Below are 26516 nucleotides of genomic sequence, written 5' to 3'. Positions count from 1 at the left end.
TCCTCTATGATCGGATCTTGTCGTGCATCTCACCCTGCAGTCCACTACCGCCACGCGTCGATCATGGCCTTCACGCAGGGGCCGATGTCTCCAATAGGGACCCGGTTGTAGTAGAAGATCAGCTCGGCAGTGGTCTGGTCGGTGAGGCTGGCCACCGGAACCAGATAGAGACCTAGCTCAGCGGCCCGGCGGCAGAGCTCGTCCGGCGCGATATAGGTCTGGACCCGCAGGGTCAGATTGATGCCGGAGTGGGTGTTCATAGGGGTCACGAACCCTGTTGCATATTCCGACAGCGCGGTGAGCGCAGCCTGTAGCTTTTGGGCGCACAGGCTGCGCAGTTTTTTTATGTTGGTATAGTAGTACCCCTTCTCCATGAACATGGCCAGGGCCAGCTGCTCCTCCTTGGAGCAGGTCTGGTCGTAATCCCGCTTGATGCGGCTGAAGATCTTCGCCATGGCCTTCGGCAGGATTATGTAGCTGATCTTGATGGCCGGGAAAAGGGTGGAGGAGAAAGACCCGAAGTACACCACGCGCCCGGCTTTGTCCAGGCTGGCCAGGGGCGGGATAGGCTTGCCGAAGTACCTCAGTTCGCTGTCGTAGTCGTCCTCCAGGATCAGGCTGTCGTTGGCCTCTGCCCACTCCAGCAGCTGGTAGCGCCGCCCCACAGGCATGACGGAGCCGGTGGGGAACTGGTTGGAGGGGCTCAGGTAGACGGCGGAGGCGATGTTCATGGGAAGACGTTCGATCAGGATACCGTCCTGGCGCACGGGGATCCTGGTGATGGAGAACTCGTGGTCGCGAAAGATGTTCTGCACTGGCAGATACCCCGGATCTTCGGTGGAGATGTGGTCGATGCGCATCTTCCTGAGGATGCGGATCAGGTGACCGGTGAGCTGCTGGGTCCCCGCGGCGATGACCACCTGTTCCGGGGCACAAAGCACGCCCCGCGCCGTATATACATACCGTGCGATCTCGTGGCGAAGGGCAGGCTCCCCCTGGGGATCGCTTTCGGACAGGAGCAGGTGAGCGTGCTCGTTCAGAACGGCGGACAGGCACTTCTTCCACTTGACGAAATCGAAGGAGGCTGTGTCGTACCGGTATTCTGTCTTCTGGATCTGATCGGTGTCGAAGTCTATGGGCTCTGTGATCAGCGTTTCCAGTGTCTCCGGGATCTGACCGGCTACCTTCAGGTCGGCGGCGTAGTATCCGGAGTGGGGCCGGCTGGTCAGATACCCCTCTACCACCAGCTGGTCGTAGGCCTGGCTGACGGTGGTGACGCTGATGCCCAGATCCTTAGCCAGACGGCGCAGAGAAGGGAGCCGCTCGCCGGCAGTGATCTCTCCTTGAATGATGGCTTGCCGGAGGTGGTCATATAACTGTATGTAAAGTGATGTGGTGGAATTGTGCTGAATATCCAGTGCAATTGGCTTCATATTCTGCCTCCTTGTATAATTGTACTTGGGAAAATAAATATAATTGCTTATTTTAATAAGTACACTTTGGTGATATTATACTGGTGGAGAGAGAAAGAGTCAAGAGGAGATCGAAATGAAGCGTTATAACAGTGATAAGAGAATAAACACCGTGGTCATGACGGGGCTGATGATGGGTCTGATCCTGGTGGCCACCAGCCTGTTCAAGGTTCCCGTACCGCTCAGTCAGGGCTACGTCCATCTGGGGGACGGCATGATTTTCCTGGCGGTGCTTCTGCTCGGGAAACGGAACGGTGCGCTGGCAGCGGGGCTGGGCTCTGCACTGGGAGACTTGCTGGGAGGCTTTGCCCTCTGGGTCCCCTTTACATTCGTGATCAAGTTCCTGATGGCCTACCTGATGGGGGTGGTGATCGACCTGCTAGAGAAGCACGGACACCCACTGGCAGAGAAGTTCAGTGTATCCAGCGCAGAAGTGCTGGGCATGGTACTGGGTAGCGCGGAGATGTGCGCCGGCTACTTCCTGGTGGAGCGGGTGCTGTACGGCAATTGGGCAGCGGCCGCCGTTGGGATCCCCTGGAACATTGGTCAGGCGGTCGTGGGCATGATCGTAGCCTTTGTGGTGGCTGCAGCCCTGTGGAAGACCCCGGTGAAAAGGTTTTTTCTGATGAGATAGTCGTGTGAGTATTGGGTCACCGCGCCTTTGAGGCGCGGTGTTTTTTATATGGAAGAAATCTGACAATTACCATATAAAGGAAAATAATATAAATCCTGTATTGACCGTCTATGGGGAAAGGGGTATAATGGCGCTACTTTAGGAGGGTGGTTTACGATGACATTAGACGAGATCAACAGACAAAAGCATGCTGCGTTGGTGGAGAGGAAAGGGCTTTGTGAACACCTGTTGGCGGAATTGCCGCAGGGGTGTATGGTGGTGAGCCGAAAGAAGGGAAGAGATTACTACTCGATCGATCAGAAAGGGAAGAGGCTGGCTTTGAAGCGAGATGATCCGCTGGTAACAAAGCTTTGTGACAGAAAACTAGTGGAACGTGTCCTTGCGGGAATCGACCAGGCGATCATCGAAATCGAAAAGGGGAAGCAATGCCGAGCGGTATTTGATCCGAATGAACTGATTCAACTCTTGCCCAAGGCGTATCGGACACCCAGCAGCGAAGTGTTTCGGGAGATGGGGTTCGAGGATGCCAGGAGCTGGGCGACCGCGCCGGTCTGATCGTCGGCCGTGATGTGCTGTTCACCTTCGATGGCTTCAACGGGGAAGTGGATTATGGGTTGCTGCGGCAGCAGATCAAAGAGTTTATCGATTATAATCGCTCTCTTTAACGTTCGCAGACAATGATCCCTGGGGGATTCCACATGCCGATAGTGTTCGCTCTGGAATGTGGAATTTTCGGTGTGGATAGTTCTACATTTGATGGGTGGAAATGTGGTTATGTGGAAAATAGATCTGAATCGTTCTACAGATCAACGTAACTATAGCGAAATGTCGAAAACCCTTCCGGGTTCATGGACAAAGCCTGGAATGTGGGGTAGAATGAAAACAGGGAGGCAAGTGTATGGAATCCATGATCCCATATTTGATCGTATTATTGGAGTGCACCGGTGCGGTGATTGCGGCAGTGATTTTGGGGTGCGGTGCGGTGTACTGTTTCAACAGGATGCCGGCGAAGTGGTTCTGCGACTATGGGCAGGACCCAACACCGGAGATGACAGACCCGTATACGCAGCGCATCAAGTCCTGGCCCTGGAAGGTGGTGTTCACCATCGGGTTCGTGATCATCGGGATTATGTTGGTGAGAGATGACGTGCGGTTCGCTGTTCCGGCGCTTTGCACCATCTGGCTGTTGCTGGAGATGGCCATCGGAGACATCAAATACCAGATCGTACCGGACCAGCTTGTAGTCCTGACCGCGATCACGGCAGTGGGATACATTCCTTATTATGATGATTGGAAGCACTGTGTTTTTGGGATGCTGATAGGATTGGGGCTTATGGGATTGGAAGCCTTGATCGGGAAGGTCTTGTACAGGAAAGAGACAGTGGGCGGAGGCGACATCAAGCTTTTTGGGGCGCTGGGGTTCGTACTTGGTCCCTATGGGATCTTGATAGTGTTCGTGATGGCCACAGTGCTGGCTGCTGTGCACTTCCTGACACTGACCCTCAGGAAGAAAGTAAAGAAAGGGGCTTACCTGCCCATGGTTCCGTACATCACGGCAGCCGCGGCGGTGTATCTGGTTTTCCTTTGGGGAGTGCCGGAGGTGTATATCACTCTGTAGCAAAGGTGTGTCAAAGGGTGTGTCAAAGGGGACGGTTCTTTTTGACACATTTCTGCCACTGCAGAAAAAGTGTCAAAAAGAACCGTCCCCTTTGACACACCCGCTAGTAGTTGGTATAATAATGAAATGGAAAGAAACATCTTGCTGAAGATAGAATATGATGGCACGCATTTCTCGGGCTGGCAGAGGCAGCCGGAGAGGCGGACTGTTCAGGGGGAACTGGAGAAGGCGCTGAGCAGGCTTTGTGCGCAGGAGATCCGCATTGATGGAACTAGCCGGACGGATGCGGGGGTGCATGCACTGGGACAGTGTGCCACCTTTCATGGGGAGTTCGGCATCCCTACCGACCGGATCGCCAGGGCGGTCAATGACCATTTTTCGCGCATCGGGAAGGACGGAGATCTTCGCATCGTGTCGGCAGAGGAAAGACCGATGGGATTTCATGCCAGGTTCGATGCGAAAGGCAAGAAGTATCGATATATGATCCGTTGCGGAGCCGGGATGCCGGTGTTTCTCAGCGACTACCGCTACCACGTGAGGGATCAGCTGGACACAGCGGCGATGAAGAGAGCGGCTGCGCAGATCGTAGGGACCCACGATTTTGCCTGTTTTCAGGCGGCGGGGGGAACGCCCAGGGAGACCACGGTGCGGACGATCCAGGCCCTGACCATCCGGGAGATTCCGGTGGAAGAGGGGTTGGATATTGCCATCGAGGTGTCCGGAGACGGATTCCTGTACAATATGGTCAGGATCATCACCGGCACGCTGGTGGATGTGGGCATCGGAAGGATCTCCGCAGAGGAGGTCGGGCGCATTATCGAGAGCAAGGACCGCAGAAACGCGGGGCACACGGCGCCGCCCCAGGGACTGTACCTGGTGGAAGTGTTCTACTGAAGGCAATAAGGAGAAAGATAGATGGCATACATCGAGGACACCAGAATTTCCTGGGATGAATATTTTATGCAGATGGCGGAGCTGACATCGCAGCGGTCTACCTGCCTGCGCAGACATGTGGGGGCGGTGATCGTCCAGAACAAGCATGTGATCGCTACCGGATACAATGGGGCACCCCGAGGTCTCAAGCACTGTGCGGAAATCGGTGGTTGCCTGCGGGAGGAACTGAACGTCCCGTCAGGAGAGCGACATGAGCTTTGCCGTGCGCTGCATGCGGAGCAGAACGCCATCATCCAGGCGGCCGTACTGGGCCAAAGTGTGGATGGGGGCTCGATTTACATCACTCACCAGCCCTGTGCCATCTGTTCCAAGATGATCATCAATGCGGGGATCTCCCGAATCGTGGTGAGGGAAGGGTATCCGGATGATCTGGCCAGGGATATCCTGGACGAGGCAGGACTGAAAGTGGTCACTCTGGATAAACTCGCGAAAGACAAGTAGATTACTGTTTATATTGATATAGAGGGAACCTATGGGAGAGATCGGACATCTCACTGTCTTCTTGTCGTTCTTCATCTCGCTGATCGTATCGGTGTTCATGACGCCGCTGTCGATCTGGCTGGCTCCGAAGATCGGCGCAATGGACATACCGAAGGACAACCGAAGAATGCACACAAAAGCCATGCCGCGGTTTGGGGGGATGGCTGTTTTCCTTGGAACGACGCTTTCGATCCTGATTTTTGCCAACGGCAATGAGCGCATGATGGCGGCAGTGCTGGGTGGCGCGCTCATGTACGCTCTGGGGGTCTGGGATGATCTCAAAGATCTCCGGCCGGGAATCAAGTTTGCGGGGCAGTTTGCGATCGCCATCCTGATGTACACCCTGGGACTTAGAATCGAATTCATCACCAACTTCAGCGGCGAGGGACACCTGCGCTTTGGGGTTGCGCTTTGTTTTATTGTGACGGTGCTCTGGATCGTGGGGATCACCAATACCATCAACCTTATCGATGGGTTGGACGGGCTGGCTGCAGGGGTGGCGGCCATCGCTTCCCTGAGCATTGCTTACGTGGCTTATATCCACGGAGACAAGTTCGGGTTCATGTTAGTGTGCATGGGCATGATGGCAGTGGCGGGTGGTTCCCTCGGGTTCCTGCCATATAATTTCTACCCGGCCAAAACCTTCCTGGGCGATGGCGGATCACTGTTCCTTGGGTTTATGATTGCTGTTCTGTCAGTGGTTGGCCCCCTGAAGAGGTCTACCCTGATCGCTGTGGTGGTACCGGTGATGGTGCTGGGCATTCCAATCTTTGACACCTTCTTTGCCATTTTCCGCAGAGTGATCAACAAGCGGCCGATCATGCAGGCCGACAAAGGACACCTCCACCACCGACTGATGGAATCCGGATACGGACAGCGCCGGGCAGTGCTGATGCTGTACGGGATCTCCGGTGTCATGGGAATGGCGGCGGTGCTTATGAGCAGAGAACTCATCAAAGACGCTTTTGTGCTGGTGATCATCGCCTGCATATACCTGTACGTATTCCTGACGGATCCGAACCACAACCACAAGATGCCGAAGATCAAGGCGGTCAACATTGAGAAGGAAGAGAGAAAAGCACGAAAGGATGGGCGAATCCGATGATCGACAACCGATTTCTGCTGAAGAAACTGGTGCGGATCGCCGTGCCCATTGCCATCCAGGGCAGTGTGGCAGCTACCCTGAACCTGGTGGACAACCTGATGGTGGGTTCCCTGGGAGAGGCAGAGTTGGCAGCGGTGGGCATCGGCTCTCAGATCTATTTTATTCATTATTTATTCTTGTTTGGCTTCAACAGTGGTACATCTACCTTCCTTGCCCAGTTCTACGGGAAAGGAGACTTCGCCAACATCCGGAAGAGCACCGGGTTTGCGATGACGGTGGCCATGGGGATCAGCCTTATTTTTTTCGTGGGGACATTACTCTTCCCGGAACAGATCCTGAACATTTACACCGAGGAGCCACATGTCAAGTACCTGGCCATGCCTTACCTGCGTATCTGTACGGTGTGCTTCCTGATGGTGGCGGTGAGCGCACCCTTTGAGATCGCCTTCAAGGCCATCCAGCGCCCCACCGTTCCCCTGATGTCCGGCGTGGTCATGTTTTCCACCAACACGATCCTGAACTACATCCTGATCTTCGGAAAATTGGGATTCCCGGCAATGGGGATCAGCGGCGCGGCCATCGCCACGGTCTGCGCCAGAGCGCTTGGGCTCTGCCTCATGCTGTTCTTCGCCTTCCGTGCCCAAAGCCCTTTGCGCGGGTCCCTGCGGGCATTCTTCGGATGGAGCCCGGAATTGATGCATCGGATCGTGAAGAACGCCATCCCCACCACCCTCAACGAATTGCTGTGGTCCATCGGTACATCCATGTACGTAGCGGCCTTCTCCCGTATGGGGACCACCTCGTATGCGGCGTATCAGGCCTCGGAATCCGTTCGTCAGATCTTCAGTTTTGCCGCCTTCAGTGTGGGAGATGCGGCCCTGATCCTGGTGGGAGAGAAGCTGGGAGAAGGGGACCATGAGTACGCCTACGAGTTGGCCAAGAAACTGTTGAAAGTAGGGATCGTGGTAGGCCTTGTGTTTGGCGGCGCCCTCATGCTGGCCGCCTGGCCGCTGGTACACCTGTTCGCCCTGTCTCCCCTGGGCCTGACCTATGCCTTTCGGACGGTACTGGTCATCGGTGGAACTCTGTTCATCGTGCTGTTTTCCGGTATCTGTACGACCGGTGTGCTCCGGGGCGGCGGCGATACGGCCTTTGCCGCCCGTACAGAGATCCTGTGCATCTGGCTCATTGCCGTACCCATCGCCTTTGCGGCTTCTCTCTGGTGGCACCTGCCCATCTACCTGGCGGTGCTCTGCATGCGCCTGACCGAGGTGACAGAGAGCATCATCTACATCTTCCGTATACGTTCCAGGAAATGGATGAATACCGTGATCCGGGACCTGTGACCGGATTGCGACGGGTGCCAGCTGAGCGCGGAGGGCGCCAGCCGAGCGTGGTAATGGTTGTTTGGCGAAAAAAATAGTGGCGTCGCCACTACCTGTCCGGGCTTTAGCCGCCATATTGTGGGCTAGAGCCTGTTTTGTTAGTGGTGACGCCACTATGCTATTCGAAAATAGCCGGTACATACAGCATCCATGCGGCCGAAAAGGGGCGGCGCCCCTGTCATGAGGGGGCGTAAGGCACCCCTGTCGAAAGCGAGCCGGTCTAAATATGGATCTCTCCCTCGGCCAGCACCACGGCGCTCCCGCCGACCTTGATCTTGCAGGGATCCAGCGCGGCATCCAGCTGGGACAGGATGATGGATGGCCGATCCATGGCCTCCCCTTGGATGAACTTGCAGGCATCCTGCGGGCCGATGATGTTGTTCAGATAGAGGTAGTAGGTCAGAGCCCCGCTGGAGGTGCCGGTGGCGGCCTCCTCGTCGATGTCATACAGCGGCGCAAAGTTCCGGGTGTGGGCGGTGGCACCTTCCTCGGTGTCCAGGGTGAAAGCGTGTACACCCGTGACCTGATAGTGCTCTGACAGAGCGGACAAAGCCTTCATATCCGGTTCCATGCTGTTCAGCGCCTCCCGGGTCGGCAGCGGCATCATGATGTCCGGAAGCCCGGTGGAAATCAGCTGCGGCCTCAGATCCAGGGCAAGGGGATCGCAGTCTGCGCCCATGATATCATACAGTTCCTTCAGTGCCTCCTGGGTCTCGATGGTACCCAGGTCCTTCGGCTCGGCCATATCCATCATGACGAATCCGTTGCTGACGTTGATCGCAAGGTCGCCAGACAGGGTGTGGTTGGTGCAGATATCTCCATCCTTGATGATGCCCAGGTGCTGCAGCGCGCAGAAGGAGCCGATGGTGGCGTGACCACAAAGCTCTACCTCCGCGGCGGGTGTGAAATACCGGATCTGGAACTCTGTCGGGCCCAGTTGCTTGATGAATGCCGTTTCAGAATAGCGCAGCTCTGCTGCCGTCTTTCGCATGATCTCATCCTCCGGAAAGTCCTGGTTTCCCAGGAGAACAACTCCGGCCGGATTGCCGCCGAAGGTGGTCTCGGTGAATGCATCTACGATCAGAAATCTCATGGTGGATACCTCCTTATCTTGTATCTTTATTCATTGTATCACGGCGTGGGCGGCAGTGCAATACCCGCGGGAGTCCCTTTCGGAGGTTGCACCGTTGGTAGGAAAATGATATAATAATTTGTTACGTAAATCCACGGGCGATCTACGCCCGTTATATTGGAGGCATATATGAAAGTAGAAGAGATCGTACCGATCAGGTTCTCGGAGCGCCAGATGCTGGTCCTGGACCAGACAAGGCTTCCCGGGGAGGAGAAGTACATCGAAATGTTCGGCAAGGAAGACGTCTTTGTGGCCATCAAGAAAATGAAAGTCAGAGGGGCTCCGGCCATCGGCATCGCTGCAGCCTGCGGGCTTTATATTTCTATGCTGGACTACGAAGGACGGGATCTTGCGGATTTCCGCCATGAGGTCCACGAGACAGCGCTCTACCTGGCGAAGGCGCGGCCTACAGCGGTGAACCTGAGCTGGGCGCTGAACCGGATGGAGGAGAAGCTGGCTTCCTACGAGGGAAGCGTGAGCGGCGCCAAGCGGCTTCTGTACGAGGAAGCTACCGCGATCCGTAAGGAGGACGAGGCCTCCTGCCGTCGTATGGGCGAGTATGGACTGAGCCTGTTGAAACCGGGCATGGGTATTCTGACCCATTGCAATGCAGGAACACTGGCTACTGCCAAGTACGGGACCAGTCTGTCTCCCATCTACCTGGGACAGGAGAAGGATTACGGGTTCCGTGTGTTCGCAGATGAGACACGGCCAGCCCTGCAGGGGGCACGGCTGACAGCCTGGGAACTGATGAAGGCCGGCGTTGACGTGACACTGATCTGCGACAACATGGCCTCCCAGGTCATGAAGAACGGCTGGATCGATGCCGTGGTGGTCGGCTGTGACCGCATGGCCGCCAACGGGGACGGTGCCAACAAGATCGGAACCTCCGGAGTGGCCATTCTGGCCAGAGAATACGGGATTCCCTTTTACATGTTTGTGCCTACCTCCACCATCGACCTGGAGTGTGAGAAGGGGGAGGACATCGAGATCGAGCTCCGGGACGGGAAGGAGATCTATCAGATGTGGTACAAGGAACCCATGGCACCGGAAGGCATCAAGACCTATAACCCTTCCTTCGACGTGACTCCTGCGGAATACATTACTGCGGTGATCACGGAGAAGGGGATCGCTTACCCGCCCTATACCGACAGTTTGAAGGAGATCATGGAGAGATAAATGGAACGGAAGAATTTTTTGGAGAGATATGTCAAGATCATCGTGGTACTGGCGGTGGTGGCGGGATCGTCTTCGGGTATCTTTGGCGCAGCCATTCAGGCGCCGTCCATGGCCATCGGCTTCTGGCGGCTGACCATGGGACTGCCTTTCTTTGCGGTGCCAGTGCTGCTCAACCGCCGGGAGGAATTGAAGGCGTTGAGCCGGAAGGAACTCATCTGGTCCTTCGTGGCGGGCGCTTTCCTGTTCGGCCACTTCTTCACCTGGTTCAACGCCGTCAAGATGACCAACATCGCCAGCGCCGTCGTGTTGGCTGCGTTGCACCCGCTGGTGGTGCTTCTCATCACCCTGTTCGTCCTGAAGAAGCATGTCGGCCGCCGACCAATCATGGGCATCGTGCTGGCGCTGCTAGGCGGCGCCATGGTGGCCGGGCTGGACAAGAGCCAACTCTCCAGCGGCAATTTCGCCGGTGACGTGCTGGCTTTTCTGGCGGCGGTGTTCATGGGGCTGTACTTCTGTGTAGGTAACGAGGTCCGCAAGACCGTGGCTGGCCCTACCTATGTGTTCCTGTGCTTCCTGTCCTGCTGGGTCTGTTTCTCGGTGGGCATCGTTGCCACGGGTACGCCGGTGCTCGGCTACTCCGCTCACGACTACATCCTTCTGGTGGGCATGACGTTGGTCTGCCAGATCGGCGCTCACGCCGTGTTTAACCTATGCTTCGGCTACGTGGACTCCCTCTACGTGTCGGCCTGGGAGTCCGGCGAGTCGGTGTTCGCCATCATCATGAGCCTGCTCTTCCTCCACCAGATCCCGACATCCTGGGAAATTCTCGGTGCCGTGGTTGTGGTGATCGGACTGCTGTATTATAATTATCATACTGGATTGGAGGAGCGCAGCGCCTAGTGCACAAAGCTTTGTGCGTGGAGACAGAGAATGAGCTATAAAGTCAGACTGAGGACCTTTGAGGGGCCTTTCGACCTGCTGGTATATCTGATCGAGAATGCTCAGATGAGCATCTATGATATCCAGGTGTCGGAGATCACAAGTCAATATCTGGAGTATCTGGAGATGATGCGGGAGCATAACATCGAGCTGTCCTCGGAGTTCATGGTACTGGCGGCGGAACTGATCGAGATCAAGTCCCGCATGATGCTGCCAAGGCCGCAGACGGAAGGAGATGTGCTGGGAGTGGAGGATCCCCGGAGCGAGCTGGCAGAGCGCTTGCTGGCTTACAAGCGGTGCAAGCAGCAGAGCGAACTTCTGGCGGTCTGCGAAGAGAAGCAGCGGGGCGTGTTTGAGAAACCCCAGGAAGATATTTCCATCTATTTGGACAATCCGGACGAGTACCTGCAGCTGGACATCGATGATTTTGCCCAGGCCTTTCATGCGTTCCTGCAGAGGAAGCGTCGGTTGGATGAGACTCGCCGGAATTACACCAGGGTGGAACGGGAGCGGGAGACCATCGAGAACCGCATGACCTTCATCCGCGAGACCCTGCAGAAAAGCGAACGGGCAGGAGAGAAGGACGTCTCCTTCCGGGAACTGGTACCGGAACAGGGGAACCGCTACAGCGTATCGGTCTCCTTTGCCTCCATGCTGCAGATGATGAGGGAACACTATCTGGATGCTGATCAGAAGGTGACCTTTGGGGACATCCGGGTGTTCCGGGGGAAGCGGCCGTTTGAAGATGCCGGAGAGGGAGGAAATGGATGACAAGCAGAAAAGTGATCAAGTCGGCGTTCGAGTCCATGCTGTTTGTGTGGGGGCAACTGCTGCCTGCCAAGGACGCGGCAGAGGTCTTTGATATTTCCGAGGCAGATGCCATCGGGATCTTTCAGGAACTGCAGGAGGAATACGAGCAGGAGCGCCGAGGCATTCGGATCCGCCGGGTGGGAAAGGCATTCCAGTTCGTGACCTATGGGGAGAATGAGGAGTTCGTCAGAAGGCTTTGTACCCCGGTGAAGATCAAGCGGCTGTCTCAGGCAGCGCTGGAGGTGCTTGCCATCATCGCCTACAAGCAGCCGGTGACCAAGGGAGAGATCGACGCGATCCGTGGTGTCCGTTGCGACCGGGTGGTGGAAGGACTGGTGACGAAGGGCCTGGTCAGGGATCGGGGACGCTCCGAAGCCGTTGGCCGTCCGATCCTGTACGGGACAACAGACGAGTTTCTGAAGCATTTCGGGTTTGAGAGCCTGAAGGACTTACCAGAGATCGAGGATATAGAAGAAGTCATCGGGATGGATGAGCCGGAGGAGGACTCCCGCCAGATGATGTTGGATATTTCAGGTGCCGCCGATGGCGCACAGACAGAGGAGGAATAGAATGCCGGCAGAAATCATCGAGATCGAATGCCCCAGCTGTGGGTGCGAGTTTGAAGTTCCCATGCGGGAGTTTGTGGATGCCCAGGAGGATCCAACTGTCAAGAAGAAGATCATTGAAGGGGAGTTCTTCCTGAATGCCTGCCCGGACTGTGGCGATCAGATGCTGGTGGAGTACCCGGTGATGTATACCGACCCGGAGAAGAAACTGAACGTTTATCTGGCACCGGGCCATGAGGAAGATCTGCTGGACCAGATGAACAGCCTGGACATTCCGCCGGTGGATGACACAGCGGACGTGGTCTACCGCGTGGTTGGCAATGGCGTCAGTCTGATGGAGAAGATCCTGCTTGCGGAGAATGGCCGGGATGACCGGGTGATGGAACTCTACAAGTTCACCGTCTGGGATCAGGTCCAGGACGAGTGGCCAGACCTGGAGCCGGGGGATCTGCTCTACATGTATGACGAGGATGGGGAGTACCTGGTGATCTGGACTTCCGATAACGGCGAAGACGAGATGCTCTCCATCGAACTGGATGAGGAACTGTACCAGGAGCTTGCAAAGAACTACCTGCAGCACATGGAGGTCCCGGCAACGCACTATGCGGAGGTGGACCAGTACTGGATCCGCCAGCGTTTTGAGAGGGGAGAGGAATGAGGATCAACCGATATATCGCCCAGTGCGGGGTGACCAGCCGTCGCAAGGCGGATGCGCTGATCGCCGAAGGAAAGGTGGAGGTTAACGGTGTCCGTCTGATGGAACCGGGATACGATGTGAAGCCCGGAGATATCGTATATGTGGACGGCAACAGGATCGACGCTGTACAGAAGAAACTCTATTATGCCATGAACAAGCCGGTGGGGGTGATCACCGCTGTGACGGATGACCGAGGACGCCCCACAGTATGTGATCTGTTGCCGGAGGCTGCAGAGAGGGTGTTTCCTGTGGGACGGCTGGACCTGAACACTTCGGGTCTGCTGTTTCTGACCAACGATGGCGATTTCGCCTTCGCTCTCACCCATCCGCGCCACGAGGTGGAGAAGACTTACATCGTTCGGGTGGCGGGCAACATTCCGAAGGAGAAGATCGCCCGGCTGCGGAGCGGTGTGGATATAGGGGGATTCGTGACCTCCCGGGCCAAGGTGGACGTGATCACATGGAACCGCCACTCCATGGTCTTGTCTGTGACCATCCATGAGGGAAAGAACCGCCAGATCCGCCGTATGTTCGAGGCGGTGGGTTATCCGGTGCAGGAGCTGGAGCGTGTTCAGGTGGGGAACATCAAGCTGGGGCACATCAAGCCCGGCCACACCCGTGCGCTCACAAAGGCAGAAGTTGAGAGCCTGCTGCAGGCAGCAAGTAAGAAGTATTAACAATAAACAAAGTTAAGGAATAAGGTATGCCAGTAAAAAATAAAATAGAAAAATCCGAAGAGAAGAAGCCCAGAAGACGTCGGACAGTGAAGGCAGAGACGACACCTGAGGCGGAGGTACCTGTGGTCGCGCCCGCGGAGGAGGCCGAAGAGGCAGTCTCTGGCCAGGGCGAGGATCGGGAACCCGCCAGGGAGCCTGAGCAGGAGGATCGCCCAGAGGTCACCGGGATCCTGGAACTCGCTGAGGACGGGTTTGGCTTTCTGCGCTTTGACAACTTCCTGACCAGCGACAAGGACATCTACGTGTCCCCCACGCAGATCCGCCGTTTCCATCTGAAGACCGGAGATGAGATCTGCGGCATCACCCGACGGCCTCATGCCGGGGAGCGGTTTGGCGCGCTTTTGTACGTGAAGAGCGTCAATGGAGAGGAGCCGGGGGCGGCGATCCGTCGGCCGGATTTCTCACGGTTGACGCCTATCTATCCCACAGAGAAACTGGTACTGGAGAACAATCCACTGGAGCTTTCGACGCGGCTAATCGACATCATCGCCCCTATCGGAAAAGGACAGCGAGGACTGATCGTAGCCCCGCCGAAGGCCGGCAAGACCACCCTTCTGCAGAACATTGCCAGGAGCATCGAGAAGAAATACCCGGAAGTAGAACTGATCGTACTCCTGGTGGACGAGCGTCCGGAAGAGGTCACGGAGATGCAACGCTCCCTTAGCAGAGGGAAGGTCATCTACTCCACCTTTGATGAACAGCCCCAGCACCATGTCAAGGTGGCGGAGATGGTATTGGAGCGTGCCCGGCGGCTGGGAGAACACGGTAAGGATGTGGTGATCCTTCTCGACAGCATCACCCGGCTGGCCAGAGCCTACAACCTGACCATTCCCGCCTCCGGAAGGACCCTGTCCGGCGGACTGGATCCGGCGGCGCTCTTCAAGCCAAAGAACTTTTTTGGCGCTGCCAGAAACCTGGAGGAGGGTGGCAGCGTAACCATCCTGGGAACCGCCCTGGTGGAGACCGGAAGCCGCATGGACGACATGATCTACGAGGAGTTCAAGGGCACCGGCAACATGGAACTGCACCTGGACCGCAAGCTCCAGGAGAGGAGGATCTTCCCAGCCATCAACCTGGAGAAATCCGGCACCAGACGGGAAGAACTCCTGATGGATCAGGAAGCCATGGAGGCCATCTGGACAATGCGCAGGGCTTTGTCCTCCCAGTCTGTACAGGAGACCACCGAGCAGATCGTGGATACCCTGGCCAGAACCAGGACCAACAGCGATTTCATACACATCATCAAGGAAGTGTTCTATAAATAGGAGAGCATATCTATGGATATGAAGAAAATATTTCTCAAGGACGCCTGCCCTACCAGCATCGGAGGGCAGGCGGTCATCGAGGGTGTCATGATGCGTGGTCTGACGCGCACGGCCATCGCCTGCAGGATCCCTGACGGGCGGATCCATCTGAAGACCATGCCCAACGGTGCCTCCAGCAAATGGATGAAACTTCCCCTGATCCGTGGGGTGGTCTCCTTTGTGTATTCGCTGGTGGCGGGCACCAGGACTCTCACCTACTCGGCGGATGTGCAGGAGTATTTTCTGGATGACGAGGACTACGAGCCGGGCAGGTTCGAGAAGTGGCTCACGGAGAAGTTCGGCAGCCAGACGATCTGGAACGCCATGATCCTCTTGTCGGTGGTGATCGCCCTGGTGTTCTCCATCGGCATATTCGTGCTGTTGCCCACAGCCCTCATCGGCTGGATGAAGGCCTTTGTCGACAACGCGGTAGCACTGAACCTGATCGAGGGAGTGCTTCGTATCCTCATGTTCATCGCGTACATCGTGGTGATTGCCAGGATGAAGGATATCCAGCGGGTGTTCGAGTATCACGGTGCCGAGCACAAAACCATCCATTGCTTCGAAAACAACCTGGAGCTGACACCTGCCAACGCCCAGACTTTCTATACGCTGCATCCCCGTTGTGGAACCAGCTTCCTGATGTTCGTCATGGTCATCAGTCTGATCCTGTTCTCTCTGCTGGGATGGCCCTCTCTGATCTGGAGGATCGCGTCTCGTCTGCTGCTGATCCCAGTGGTGGCGGGGCTTTCCTACGAGCTCCTGAAGTGGGCCGGACGCTCGGACAACATCGTAGTGCGTGTGCTGAGCCTGCCGGGTCTCTACCTGCAGAAACTGACTACACGCCCCCCAGACGATTCTCAGCTGGAGATAGCCATCGTGTCCCTGAAGGCGGTGCTGGTGGATGAGGAGACACCCTATGTGGAAGGAATCTGTGATCTGGACGGGACTATCGTAGAGCCGCTGGACATCGAAAAGGAGCGAGAAGAGAAGGAGAAAAAGACGAAAGAGGGGGAAAACGCATGACCGTGCGGGAATTGATCTCATCGGGAGCTGCTTTGCTGGCAGAGGCCGGTGTGGAGGACAGCAGACTGGATGCGGAGCTTCTCTATGATCATATAACCGGACTGGACCGGACGCATCGGATCCTCCAGTACCGGGAAGAGGTAACAGAAGAGATCGTAGAGACGTACAGCGAGATACTGGCTCGCCGGGCAGCCGGCGAGCCACTTCAGTATATCACAGGAGTGCAGGAGTTCATGGGACTTCCATTCCATGTGGCCCCGGGAGTGCTGATCCCGCGGCCAGAGACAGAACTTCTGGTGGAGAAGGCGGTGGCATGGGCGAAGTCCTTCTGTGAGAAGTCCGATACTGCCAGAGCGTGCAGGGTGCTGGATATCGGCTGTGGCAGTGGAGCCATCGGTGTTTCGCTGGCAAAGCTGGTGCCGGCAGCCAGCGTGACCTGCACGGACATCAGTCCTGCAGCGCTGGAAATCGCCCGGCAAAACGCTGCCCGACTTTCGGTGGAGGTGGAGTTCCTGGAAGGGGATCTGCTGGCGCCTGTTGAAGGGCGAAAGTTCGATCTGATTCTGTCCAACCCACCCTATATCGCCAGAGACGTGGTCCGCGGTCTTGCCAGAGAGGTGCGGGATCACGAGCCTGAGATGGCTTTGTGCGGAGGTGAGGATGGATTGGATGTCTACCGGCAGCTGGCGTCGTCCCTGGGGGATGCGCTGCAGCCGGGAGGCGCAGTGATGATGGAAATCGGCCACGATCAGAGGGAAGCGGTGAAGAAGATGCTGGAGGAGACCGGGGTATTTGCCGGGATCGTGGGGTACCGGGATCTGGCGGGCCGCGACCGGATCATAACAGGGGAAAGGATCGCAGAGGAATGAATCGTCCGAATATGTACATCGGAATCAAGAATATTCTCGTGGCCCAGGTGCTGGCGGTGCTGCTCCTGGGGCTGATGACACCGACGAACACGCTGGTGGCCAAGTACGACAGCGGTGGCGTGATCGGGAACCTGCATATGGCAGTCTGGTCGGTGAGCACTGTAGGCTGGATCTGCGCGGGCATGTGTATGATCCTGGGGCTTGCACAGCTGCGGAACAGCTCCCTCTGGTTCCACAAAGCCTACCACCTGATGCTCGCTATTATTGCCGGGGTCGTGGCGGGGAGCGTGTGTTTTGCGGCGGCTGTGTTGATCGGCCCGATGCAAATGCGAGAAGGACTGGAGGAGATCGAGGCGTCCTACCAGACCTACTGGCTGTTCGGGTTGCTGTTGATACTGGCTGTGGTATTTCTCCTGACAGTTGTGATCCTCGGTGTGGTGTTCAACCGTTTCTTTCTGTGGGGATGCGCTGCCATCTCGGAAGAATTTGGGCACCCTGGGAATGCGTTGGTCGCTCGGGTGTTGTTTCCTGTAGGGATTGCGACGCTGATCGGTGGGATCGCTGCCGTGTGCTATTACTATTATCAGTCGCTTAGCAGTGCCGTGGACAGTCGGATGATGGAAAGCGCCCGGTTCGACCTGGGGCTGATGGGGAGTCTGTGGCTGATGACACAGCTTCTGGTGATCGTGGTGACCTTCCGCACCTGGCGATTTACAGTGGAAGAGAAGCCAGCAAGACCATTGACAGATGACACACGGATGATATAATAGTTTACAACAATAAAGTAATATCTACGGCAGGAGGTGATTTGCTATGAGTGAGAAAAAAATCATTACCATCAGCCGGCAGTTCGGCAGCGGAGGACACTCCATCGGACTTGCCCTGGCGGAGAAACTGGACCTGCCGTTCTACGACAAGGATCTGATCATGGAGGTGGCCAAGAAGGCCGGCTTCGATGAACGTTTCGTCAGGGCAATGGATGCTGCAGAGGTGCCGGCAAGGGGTCTTGCGGCGTTCTTTGTAGGACGTGATATCAAAGGGAAATCCTTCCAGGACTACATCTACGATGCGGAGTGCTCCGTGATCAACGATCTGGCAGAGAAGGGCCCTTTCATCGTGGTAGGCCGGGGCGCGGATTTCATCCTGAAGGATCGAGAGGATACGCTGAAAGTCTTTGTGTACGCAAGTAGGGAGTACCGGGCCAAACGCATCGTGGAGCGATACGGCAAGACCGAGATCCCGGTGAAGAAACTGGTGAAGGAAAAGGACAAACGAAGAGCAGCACGCTACAAGTACCACACCAAGCGGGAGTGGGCAGATGTGCAGAACTACGATCTGGCATTGAACACTGGACTGCTTGGGCAGGAGGAGAGCGTTGAGATTATCCTGCGCACATTGGAGGTACTGAAGGGCGAGTAGCAAGAAAGGTCTAGGCACATGGAAAAGCTCTTACTGTGCATTCCCTTTATAGGGATGCTTCTATCGATCGCCATCTTTCCTCTGACCAAACCGGAATGGTGGGAGGAGAAGAAACAATATGCAGTCATCTTCTGGTCTCTCCTGTTTGTGGTCCCCTTCGGTATCATGAACGGGTCGCACGCGGCGGTGGAGAGCGTCGCAGAGGTGATCTTTGGGGACTATATCGGATTCATTGTGCTTTTGTTCGGCCTTTTCTGCGTCTGCGGAAACATCACCATATCCTCCAATGTGGACGGATCTCCCAAGGTGAATGCGCTGATGATCCTGGTAGGGACCATCTTCGCAAGCTGGATCGGCACCACAGGGGCCAGCATGATTATGATCCGACCGCTGCTGCGGGCGAACCGCTGGCGGAAACACAAGGTACAGACAGTGGTGTTCTTCATCTTTCTGGTGTCCAACATCGGTGGCGCACTGACGCCGGTGGGAGATCCACCGCTTCTGATGGGATTCATGCGGGGGGTTCCTTTCTTCTGGAGTTTGCAGATCGCCCCGATCCTGGTGCTGAACACGGTGATCCTGCTCGCGATCTATCTGTTTCTGGATACGAGAGCCTACACCAAGGATCTGGCGGAGGGCCGCTATCCGGATCCTGAAAACATCAGTGAAACACGCCTGGTCAGCATCAGTGGCGCCCACAATGTACTGTTTCTGGTGATGATCGTGGGCGCGGTCATCATGACCGGTCTGCTGCCAACTTTAGGAATCCTCAGTGGGAAGATCCACATCATGGGGGAAGTCACCTTCAACCACGTGTCTATACTGGAGATCATCCTGATCCTTCTGGCGGCATACCTGTCCTTCCGGACAACCAACAAGTCCGTCCGTGATGCCAATGAGTTTGGCTGGGATCCTATCGTGGAAGTGGCTGTGCTGTTCATTGGTATCTTCATCACCATGGTGCCTGCACTGAGCCTGCTGAAGGAGGTCGGACCGAACCTGGGACTGACAGAGCCGTTCCAGATGTTCTGGACTACCGGCGCGCTGTCCAGTTTCCTGGATAACACACCGACCTACCTGGTGTTCCTGACAACGGCAGGGACATTGGGGGCCTCTTCCGGTGTGGCGACAACCGTGGGCATCATATCGCAGCGTATGCTTCTGGCCATATCCTGCGGTGCGGTATTCATGGGTGCCAACACATATATCGGCAACGCACCCAATTTCATGGTGAAGGCCATTGCTGAGAGTTCTGAGGTAAAGATGCCCTCTTTCTTCGGTTACATGATCTGGTCACTGTGTTTCCTGGTGCCGGTGTTCATTCTGGACACGTTGATCTGGTTCTGGTAGCAGAAAACAGTTGACTTGCGTAGGGCTTTGTGATATGATGATAAGGCTGTAGCGGTGTGTAGCAGTCTCACACGCCGGCAGTAATATTATGCAAGGGCGAGTGCCTGAGCAGGAAAGAGGTATAAGCATGAAGGAAGGAATCCATCCTGAATACGTGGAATGTAAAGTAACTTGCGCATGCGGTAATTCTTTTACAACCAGATCGACCAAGCCTGAGATGAGGCTGGACGTCTGCTCGGCATGCCACCCGTTCTTTACAGGTCAGCAGAAGTTCATCAACCGTGGTGGACGTGTTGAGAAGTTCAAGCAGAAGTACAACCTGGACTAGTCCTGTTATTCAGAAGAGAAACCGAAAGACCTCCCGGAAGCGGGAGGTCTTTTCCGTGTGCGCCCGGCGAGCGTACGGGGAGCGCTCGGGGGAGATTGCTGGCCAGCGGTCGCTTGTTGGCCAGCGGATAGTTGGTCACCGGCGAATTGTTGGCCGGCGGCAGTTAGTCACCGACGAATTGTTGGCCGACGGCTAGACTTCGCCCGCCGAACTGCTGACTACAAAAAAACTCCGGGGTGGTATTTTGTAGTAGGTTTTTGGTGAAGTGACTACACTTTCGCGGGAGATCTGCGTTTTTGTAGTCGTTTTCCCCCTGACAGCACCTGAAAACTTCCATATATTGGAATTCCCCTGCTGGGACCTACTACAGAATCCGCCAGCGGCGCTGTTTTTGTAGTAAATTGGACAAAAACCTACTACAAAATCCTGCTCAAGCCGGAAAAGTGTAGTCCGACTCTTGCGGAAGGAACCAGAAGAAGATGGCTGAATTGGAGAGATGCCTGTGTCAATCAAACCATGCCACGGCGCGGATCGGGGAACCGTCGCAGTCTCTGATCTTCAGAGGAAAACAGCTGAAATGGAAGAGGTCCGTGCCACACTCACCGAGGTTGCATAGGTTCTCGATGTTGAGGATGTCTTTGTGGCGGAAAAGCTTCTTGTGTCTGGTCAGATTCTCGTCGGCGATGGGGTCAAGGCCGATCACATCGAATCCGATCCCCTTGTAATCACCGCCGAGGATATAGTCCATGACATCCTCGTTCAGGCAGGGGTAATTGCCAAAATACGTGTCTTTCCCACAGCGCTGATCCCAACCAAGGTAGAAGAGAAGGAAATTGGACTGCAGGGCTTTGTCCCCGCAGCTATCAATGAAATCCATAGTGATGGGCGCTCCTTCGGCAAGCGAAGTGCAGTCAATGACCAGCACCTCGCCCATGAACTGTTCCGGCGGGAACTGGTCCAGGGTGGTTCTGTACCCGGGTAGGCGAGTATGTTGGGTTCGATGTAATGGGTCAGGTCGATGACTTTCATGGGTACCTCCTTGTGCGTATTTATCATCTCTTCGATCTTCCTCAGTCTTCCGTAGCAACTTCTTCGCTTCTTCTCGAATGTCAGGATGCCTGGCGATGACAGAAAGGAGGCGGAGTTTTCGGGCGTTCTCGTAATAGCCCCTCTTCCGTGGGGCTTTGTCACAGAATTCCAGAGCCACCAGCGCCTACTGGAACGCATTCTCCAACCCCTGCTCCAGCTTATTCAATGATCTTTTTCGATGAATCCAGGGTTGGTGTGAGGATCATATGCTCCGCAAGGATGCGATCAGACAGCATATCGGAAAGTGTATAATTCATTGTATCACATCCTTGGAACTATTCGCGCCTGAAGTTCCATGCAAAACGGGGGTATGGGTGATCTGCATGGAACTATTCGCGCCCGGAGTTCCATGCAAAACGGGGATTTGGGTGATCTGCATGGAACTATTCGCGCCCGGAGTTCCATGCAAAACGGGGGTATGAGTGATCTGCATGGAACTATTCGCGCCTGAAGTTCCATGCAAAACGGGGGTATGGGTGATCTGCATGGAACTATTCGCGCCCGGAGTTCCATGCAAAACGGGGATTTGGGTGATCTGCATGGAACTATTCGCGCCTGGAGTTCCATGCAAAACGGGGGTATGAGTGATCTGCATGGAACTATATTGAGAACACGAATCGCAATTAGACGATTCATTAGACGCAACAAGGTTCCCCTCTCACGCAAGTGCGTTAAGTTTCCTCATTTGACTGATCTGCATGGAACAGGCCACAGACGAAAACCCATTGTATTGCCTGTCCCCAAATCTCAGAGCCATTGAGACCCTGCATGGAACTATTCGCGCCTGGAGTTCCATGCCTCGTACCCTCTGCCGGCTGACGAAAAGCCAAAGAAAGTAGCAAAGAAAGTCTCAAATTAAGTGGTAAATAGCACGGATGTATGATAAAATAATTTGTTAGAGCGACAAGGAGATATAGAGATATGTTTGAGAAATTAGAGAGCGTAGTAGATAAGTACAACGAGCTCACCAAGGTGGTAGCGGATCCGGACGTGATCGCCAACCAGAGTGTCTGGCAGCAGCATATGAAGGAGATGGGGGAGATGGAACCCATCGTCCGCAAGTATCAGGAATACAAGGCGGCCAACGAAGAGCTCGACTTCGCAAAGGAGATGCTGGAGAGTGAGTCCGACGAGGAGATGCGCGATCTGGCCAAGGCGGAGATATCCGAACAGGAAGAAAATATTGAGAAACTGGCAGGCGAACTGAAGGTTCTGCTGATCCCGAAAGATCCTAACGATGAGAGGAACGTCATCCTGGAGATACGTGCCGGCACCGGCGGCGATGAGGCAGCCCTCTTTGGCGGCGACCTGTTGCGGATGTATACCCGTTATGCGGAGCGCCACCGCTGGAAGGTGGAGATCATGGATCTGAACGACACAGGCATCGGCGGCGTCAAGGAAGCCGAGGTCATGATCAAGGGAAAGGGAGCTTACTCCCGTCTGAAGTATGAGAGCGGTGTACACCGGGTCCAGAGAGTGCCGGAGACAGAGGCTTCTGGAAGGATCCACACTTCCGCAGCCACCGTGGCGGTGTTGCCGGAGGTGGATGATGTGGAGGTCCACATCGATCCCAATGATGTCAAGGTGGACGTCTACCGGGCATCCGGTAACGGCGGCCAGTGCGTCAACACCACAGACTCCGCTGTACGTCTGACCCATCTGCCCACCGGGCTGGTGGTCACCTGCCAGGACGAGAAGTCCCAGATCAAGAACCGGGAGAAGGCCATGAAGGTCCTGAAGGCCCGTCTGTACGATAAGATGCGCCGGGAGCAGGCAGCGGAGATCGCCGCAGAGCGGAAGGAGCAGATCGGATCCGGCGACCGCAGTGAGCGGATCCGGACCTATAATTTCCCCCAGGGAAGAGTATCCGACCACCGAATCGGCCTGACGCTTTACAAGCTGGATGCCATCCTGGACGGTGACATCGAGGAGATCATCGATGCGCTGACCACCGATGACCAGGCCAGAAAGATGAACGACTTCTAATGGTTACCAGAATTTTGAGCGAGAACGAGCAGGATCTGCGCTTAGCCGGAGAGATCATCGCTGCAGGAGGCCTGGTGGCGTTCCCTACAGAGACGGTGTATGGCCTGGGCGCCAACGCCCTGGATCCGGATGCGGTACGTAAGATCTACGAGGCCAAGGGCCGTCCCTCCGACAATCCTACCATCGTCCACATCGCTGACGAATCTGCCCTGAAGCAACTTACCTGGAGGGTCACCCCGGATATGCAGAGGCTGGCTCGCAAGTATTGGCCGGGGCCGCTGACCATGGTGGTGCCCCGCCGAGACACTGTGCCCAATGTGACTACAGGGAACCTGGACACGGTGGGAGTGCGCATGCCGGATCATGTCACCGCCAGGGCGCTGATTCAGGCGGCGGGGTGTCCCATCGCTGCGCCCAGCGCCAACCTCAGTGGCAAGCCAAGCCCCACCACGGTGGAGCACGTGATCGATGACATGGACGGGCGCATTGACGCCATCATCCGGAGTACGCCCTGTACCATCGGCATCGAGTCTACGGTGATCGATATGACAGGAGAGCTCCCCATGATCCTGCGGCCGGGGTTCATTACCCGGGAGGATGTGGCACGCACCCTGGGGAAGGATATTCTGGTCGATCCCACGTTGAACGAGAAGCCGGAGCCGGGGGTAGAGTTTCGGCCCAAGGCCCCAGGCATGAAATACAAGCACTATGCTCCCGAGGCAGATATGATTATATTTGAGGGAGAGACCGAGGCGGTAGAAGCGGCCATGGACGAGGAACGCGCCGAGCGGGAAAGTCTGGGCCAGAAGGTGGTGGTGATCCGCTATAGTCAGGAAGATACTGAAACTGCAGCCCACGAGTTCTTCGCGGCTCTGCGGGAGGCAGACAAGGACAAGGCAGATATCATTCTGGCAGCAGCTCTGCCACAGGAAGGCATTGGCTTTTCTGTGATGAACAGGATGCTGAAGTCAGCGGGATATAACGTGAGGAAGGTCTGAGAAAGAGAGGTAAACTATGATTATCGCAATCGCCAGTGACCACGGCGGATTTCAGCTGAAGAAACAGGTGCGGGAGCACCTGGTGGAGAGAGGCTACAAGGTAGTGGATCTGGGCACGGACTCCGAAGAATCGGTGGATTATCCCCTCTTCGGCAAGGCCTGCGCAGAGGCAGTAGCCTCGCACAAAGCCGACCTGGGCGTGGTCTGCTGCGGCACAGGGATCGGGATATCCATTGCAGCCAACAAGGTGAAGGGCATCCGCTGTGGGCTTTGTACCTCGGTGGAGATGGCGACGCTGACCAAGCAGCACAACAACGCCAACATGCTAGCGCTGGGTGGACGGACCACGGATCCCGCGCTGGCCATAGAGATCGTGGACGCCTGGCTGGACACCGAGTTCGAGGGCGGCCGTCACCAGAGAAGAGTCGATATGCTAGACGAGATGTAACAGGAGGACACTATGAGCAAGGTATATGTATTTGATCATCCGCTGATCCAGCACAAAGTCGCGCTGATGAGAGACAAGGCCACCACCGTCAAGGAGTTCAGAGAACTGGCAGAGGAAGTCGCCATGCTGATGGGATTTGAAGCGACACGCAATCTTCCTATGGAAGAGGTGGAGATCGAGACCCCGATCTGTACGACCAAGGTGAACATGCTGAAAGGCGAGGACATCGCCATCGTCCCCATCCTGCGGGCCGGACTTGGGTTTGTGGATGGCATGCTGGCGCTGATACCCAATGCCAAGGTGGGACACGTAGGGCTCTACCGCGATCCGGAGACCCACGAGCCGGTGGAATACTACTGCAAGCTGCCTACCGATATCGAGAAGCGGCAGATCTTTGTGGTGGATCCCATGCTGGCTACCGGCGGAAGCGCTGTGGCGGCCATCGATTTCATCAAGAAGAGAGGCGGCAAGGACATCACCTTCATGTGTCTGATCGCGGCGCCGGAGGGGATCGAGACCCTGGAGAAGGCCCATCCGGATGTAGATATCTTCATCGCTGCCAAGGATGAGAAGTTGAATGAGAACGCCTACATCGTACCTGGTCTAGGCGATGCCGGTGACAGATTATACGGAACGAGATAGAGAGTGAGGTTGAAGTGAAAAATTTTATCCCTGATAATGTCAGCACATATGACAATGTGTACGATGTCCTGAAGGAGCGCGGTTTTATCGAGCAGACCACCGATGAAGACGCAGTACGCAAGCTTCTGTCCGAGGAGAAGATCAAGTTCTACATCGGATTTGACCCGACGGCGGACTGCCTGCATGTAGGGCATTTCATGCAGGTCATCATCATGATGTACATGCAGAAGTACGGCCACACCCCGGTGGTGCTGCTGGGCGGCGGTACAGGCATGGTGGGTGACCCAAGTGGACGCACAGATATGCGTAAGCTGATGGATATCGAGACCATCGATGAGAACTGCCGTCAGTTCAAGAAACTGTTCGACCGCTTCCTGGAGTTCGACGAGGAATGGAAGTACGAGGGCAACGACGGCGTGTTCGCCCCTGGCCACGAGAACAAGACCCCAGAGCCGGGCAAGGCCATCAGCGTCAATAACGCCCACTGGCTGCGCCCGCTGAACTATGTGGAATTCGTCCGGGCGGTAGGTACCCACTTCAACGTGAACACCATGCTCCGGGCAGAGGCGTTCAAGCAGCGCATGGCCCGGGAGGGCGGCCTGTCCTTCTTTGAGTTCAACTACATGCTGATGCAGTCATATGACTTCATGGTCATGGCCCGCGACTTCGGCGTGAAGATGCAGTTCGGCGGTAACGACCAGTGGTCCAACATTATCGGTGGTGTGGATCTGACCCGGAAGATGACAGGGAAGGAAGTCTACGGCATGACCTTCTCCCTGCTGACCAACAGCGAAGGCAAGAAGATGGGCAAGACCGCCAAGGGCGCCCTCTGGCTGTCGCCGGAGAAGACCTCCCCGTATGAGTTCTACCAGTACTGGCGGAACGTGGGAGATGCGGATGTGGAGAAGTGTCTCCGCATGCTAACCTTCCTGCCTATGGACGAGGTGCGCCGGCTGGCTGCGCTTGAGGGTGCGGAGATCAACCATGCCAAGGAAGTGCTGGCATACGAGGTCACCAAGCTGGTCCACGGCGAAGAAGAAGCGAAAAAGGCACAGGATGGTGCCCGGGCAGCCTTCGGTGGCGGTGCATCTACAGAGAATATTCCGACGGCGGAGTACGAGGCTGCCGCGTTCGAAGGAGAAGGGAAAGGCCTCCTGACGCTGATGACGGAACTGAAACTGGCTGCCTCCAACGGAGAGGCTCGCCGCACCATCCAGCAGGGTGGTCTCAGTGTGAATGGCGCCAAGGTCACCGACCCGCGCACCATGGTCACCAGGGACATGTTCCAGGACGGCGAACTGCTTCTGCAAAAGGGGAAAAAGAAATTCCAGAAGGTGGTACTGAAATAA

General features: G+C 56.0%; 27 protein-coding genes and 1 pseudogene. 25 read left to right on the top strand and 3 right to left on the bottom strand.

Annotated features, from left to right (window positions below):
- Window positions 1–44: 44 nt before the first annotated feature.
- Window positions 45–1433 carry a PLP-dependent aminotransferase family protein gene (locus tag P156_RS0106960; protein WP_027869502.1) on the bottom strand — a complete coding sequence of 463 codons (1389 nt, stop codon included), beginning with the start codon at window positions 1431–1433 and terminating at the stop codon, window positions 45–47.
- Between the two features lie 115 nt (window positions 1434–1548).
- Here P156_RS0106960 and P156_RS0106955 point away from each other — a divergent pair, with 115 nt between their 5' ends.
- The 7 genes from P156_RS0106955 to P156_RS0106925 all read left to right on the top strand — a co-directional run bounded on the left by P156_RS0106955 (window position 1549) and on the right by P156_RS0106925 (window position 7609).
- Window positions 1549–2106: an ECF transporter S component gene (locus P156_RS0106955; RefSeq protein WP_034802350.1), complete on the top strand. Its 558-nt coding sequence runs from the start codon at window positions 1549–1551 to the stop codon at window positions 2104–2106.
- A 156-nt stretch (window positions 2107–2262) separates the two neighbouring features.
- Window positions 2263–2661: a hypothetical protein gene (locus P156_RS0106950; RefSeq protein WP_027869500.1), complete on the top strand. Its 399-nt coding sequence runs from the start codon at window positions 2263–2265 to the stop codon at window positions 2659–2661.
- 343 nt (window positions 2662–3004) lie between these two features.
- Window positions 3005–3724, top strand: a complete 720-nt coding sequence (locus P156_RS0106945) for an A24 family peptidase (RefSeq protein WP_027869499.1) — start codon at window positions 3005–3007, stop codon at window positions 3722–3724.
- 141 nt (window positions 3725–3865) lie between these two features.
- Entirely contained in the window at window positions 3866–4618 is a 753-nt protein-coding gene (truA, locus tag P156_RS0106940; protein WP_242838704.1) for a tRNA pseudouridine(38-40) synthase TruA, read from the top strand.
- Window positions 4619–4639: 21 nt separating this feature from the next.
- Window positions 4640–5119 (top strand): dCMP deaminase family protein, encoded by a 480-nt coding sequence (locus P156_RS0106935; RefSeq protein WP_027869497.1) that lies wholly within the window; start codon window positions 4640–4642, stop codon window positions 5117–5119.
- Window positions 5120–5150: 31 nt separating this feature from the next.
- Entirely contained in the window at window positions 5151–6263 is a 1113-nt protein-coding gene (locus tag P156_RS0106930; protein ID WP_034802347.1) for an MraY family glycosyltransferase, read from the top strand.
- Entirely contained in the window at window positions 6260–7609 is a 1350-nt protein-coding gene (locus P156_RS0106925) for an MATE family efflux transporter (RefSeq protein ID WP_027869495.1), read from the top strand. The genes P156_RS0106930 and P156_RS0106925 overlap by 4 nt, the downstream gene beginning before the upstream one ends.
- A 259-nt stretch (window positions 7610–7868) precedes the next feature.
- On the opposite strand, the gene P156_RS0106920 is transcribed toward P156_RS0106925, so the two are convergent.
- Window positions 7869–8741, bottom strand: a complete 873-nt coding sequence (locus P156_RS0106920; protein ID WP_027869494.1) for a PhzF family phenazine biosynthesis protein — start codon at window positions 8739–8741, stop codon at window positions 7869–7871.
- A 168-nt stretch (window positions 8742–8909) separates the two neighbouring features.
- On the opposite strand from P156_RS0106920, the gene mtnA reads away from it, so the two are divergent.
- The 13 genes and pseudogenes from mtnA (at window position 8910) to rpmE (ending at window position 20004) form a co-directional block, all read left to right on the top strand.
- Window positions 8910–9959, top strand: coding sequence for an S-methyl-5-thioribose-1-phosphate isomerase (gene mtnA / locus P156_RS0106915; protein ID WP_027869493.1), 1050 nt, complete (start codon window positions 8910–8912; stop codon window positions 9957–9959).
- On the top strand, window positions 9960–10859 hold the full coding sequence (locus P156_RS0106910) for a DMT family transporter (protein WP_027869492.1): 900 nt from the start codon (window positions 9960–9962) through the stop codon (window positions 10857–10859).
- A 30-nt stretch (window positions 10860–10889) separates the two neighbouring features.
- Window positions 10890–11669, top strand: a complete 780-nt coding sequence (locus P156_RS11940; protein WP_051600777.1) for a ScpA family protein — start codon at window positions 10890–10892, stop codon at window positions 11667–11669.
- Window positions 11666–12277: an SMC-Scp complex subunit ScpB gene (gene scpB / locus P156_RS0106900; RefSeq protein WP_027869491.1), complete on the top strand. Its 612-nt coding sequence runs from the start codon at window positions 11666–11668 to the stop codon at window positions 12275–12277. The genes P156_RS11940 and scpB overlap by 4 nt, the downstream gene beginning before the upstream one ends.
- A gap of 1 nt (window position 12278) precedes the next feature.
- On the top strand, window positions 12279–12932 hold the full coding sequence (locus tag P156_RS0106895; protein ID WP_027869490.1) for a CpXC domain-containing protein: 654 nt from the start codon (window positions 12279–12281) through the stop codon (window positions 12930–12932).
- Window positions 12929–13648 carry a pseudouridine synthase gene (locus P156_RS0106890; protein WP_027869489.1) on the top strand — a complete coding sequence of 240 codons (720 nt, stop codon included), beginning with the start codon at window positions 12929–12931 and terminating at the stop codon, window positions 13646–13648. Before P156_RS0106895 ends, P156_RS0106890 begins: the two co-directional genes overlap by 4 nt.
- 86 nt (window positions 13649–13734) lie before the next feature.
- A pseudogene (gene rho / locus P156_RS11935) lies at window positions 13735–14973 on the top strand (transcription termination factor Rho); the annotation flags it as partial.
- A 12-nt stretch (window positions 14974–14985) separates the two neighbouring features.
- On the top strand, window positions 14986–16038 hold the full coding sequence (locus P156_RS11930) for a DUF1385 domain-containing protein (protein ID WP_051600775.1): 1053 nt from the start codon (window positions 14986–14988) through the stop codon (window positions 16036–16038).
- Window positions 16035–16907 carry a peptide chain release factor N(5)-glutamine methyltransferase gene (gene prmC / locus P156_RS0106875; protein ID WP_027869488.1) on the top strand — a complete coding sequence of 291 codons (873 nt, stop codon included), beginning with the start codon at window positions 16035–16037 and terminating at the stop codon, window positions 16905–16907. Before P156_RS11930 ends, prmC begins: the two co-directional genes overlap by 4 nt.
- The gene (locus P156_RS0106870; RefSeq protein ID WP_185752158.1) at window positions 16904–17674 is read left to right on the top strand and encodes a hypothetical protein; all 771 of its coding nucleotides are present in this window, start codon (window positions 16904–16906) and stop codon (window positions 17672–17674) included. The genes prmC and P156_RS0106870 overlap by 4 nt, the downstream gene beginning before the upstream one ends.
- A gap of 46 nt (window positions 17675–17720) precedes the next feature.
- Complete coding sequence (locus P156_RS13330) at window positions 17721–18326, top strand: AAA family ATPase (protein WP_027869486.1); 606 nt, start codon at window positions 17721–17723, stop codon at window positions 18324–18326.
- A gap of 18 nt (window positions 18327–18344) precedes the next feature.
- A complete protein-coding gene (locus tag P156_RS0106860; protein WP_027869485.1) occupies window positions 18345–19676 on the top strand; it encodes a sodium:proton antiporter in 1332 nt (443 codons plus the stop codon).
- A gap of 127 nt (window positions 19677–19803) precedes the next feature.
- On the top strand, window positions 19804–20004 hold the full coding sequence (gene rpmE / locus P156_RS0106855; protein WP_027869484.1) for a 50S ribosomal protein L31: 201 nt from the start codon (window positions 19804–19806) through the stop codon (window positions 20002–20004).
- A gap of 505 nt (window positions 20005–20509) precedes the next feature.
- On the opposite strand, the gene P156_RS11925 is transcribed toward rpmE, so the two are convergent.
- Window positions 20510–21211 (bottom strand): cyclase family protein, encoded by a 702-nt coding sequence (locus P156_RS11925; RefSeq protein WP_242838703.1) that lies wholly within the window; start codon window positions 21209–21211, stop codon window positions 20510–20512.
- An 803-nt stretch (window positions 21212–22014) separates the two neighbouring features.
- Here P156_RS11925 and prfA point away from each other — a divergent pair.
- The 5 genes from prfA to tyrS are packed head-to-tail and all read left to right on the top strand — an operon-like array spanning window position 22015 to window position 26516.
- The gene (gene prfA, locus P156_RS0106840) at window positions 22015–23079 is read left to right on the top strand and encodes a peptide chain release factor 1 (protein WP_027869483.1); all 1065 of its coding nucleotides are present in this window, start codon (window positions 22015–22017) and stop codon (window positions 23077–23079) included.
- Window positions 23079–24077, top strand: a complete 999-nt coding sequence (locus tag P156_RS0106835) for an L-threonylcarbamoyladenylate synthase (protein ID WP_027869482.1) — start codon at window positions 23079–23081, stop codon at window positions 24075–24077. Before prfA ends, P156_RS0106835 begins: the two co-directional genes overlap by 1 nt.
- A 16-nt stretch (window positions 24078–24093) precedes the next feature.
- Window positions 24094–24525, top strand: a complete 432-nt coding sequence (gene rpiB, locus P156_RS0106830) for a ribose 5-phosphate isomerase B (protein WP_027869481.1) — start codon at window positions 24094–24096, stop codon at window positions 24523–24525.
- Window positions 24526–24537: 12 nt separating this feature from the next.
- Window positions 24538–25167, top strand: coding sequence for a uracil phosphoribosyltransferase (gene upp, locus P156_RS0106825; RefSeq protein WP_027869480.1), 630 nt, complete (start codon window positions 24538–24540; stop codon window positions 25165–25167).
- Between the two features lie 14 nt (window positions 25168–25181).
- Window positions 25182–26516 carry a tyrosine--tRNA ligase gene (tyrS, locus tag P156_RS0106820; protein ID WP_081818488.1) on the top strand — a complete coding sequence of 445 codons (1335 nt, stop codon included), beginning with the start codon at window positions 25182–25184 and terminating at the stop codon, window positions 26514–26516.

The sequence above is a fragment of the Eubacterium sp. AB3007 genome, from assembly GCF_000688015.1.
Lineage (GTDB): Bacteria > Bacillota > Clostridia > Peptostreptococcales > Anaerovoracaceae > Aminicella.
Note: the sequence above shows the minus strand (reverse complement) of the source record. Positions and strands in the feature narration are given on the sequence as shown.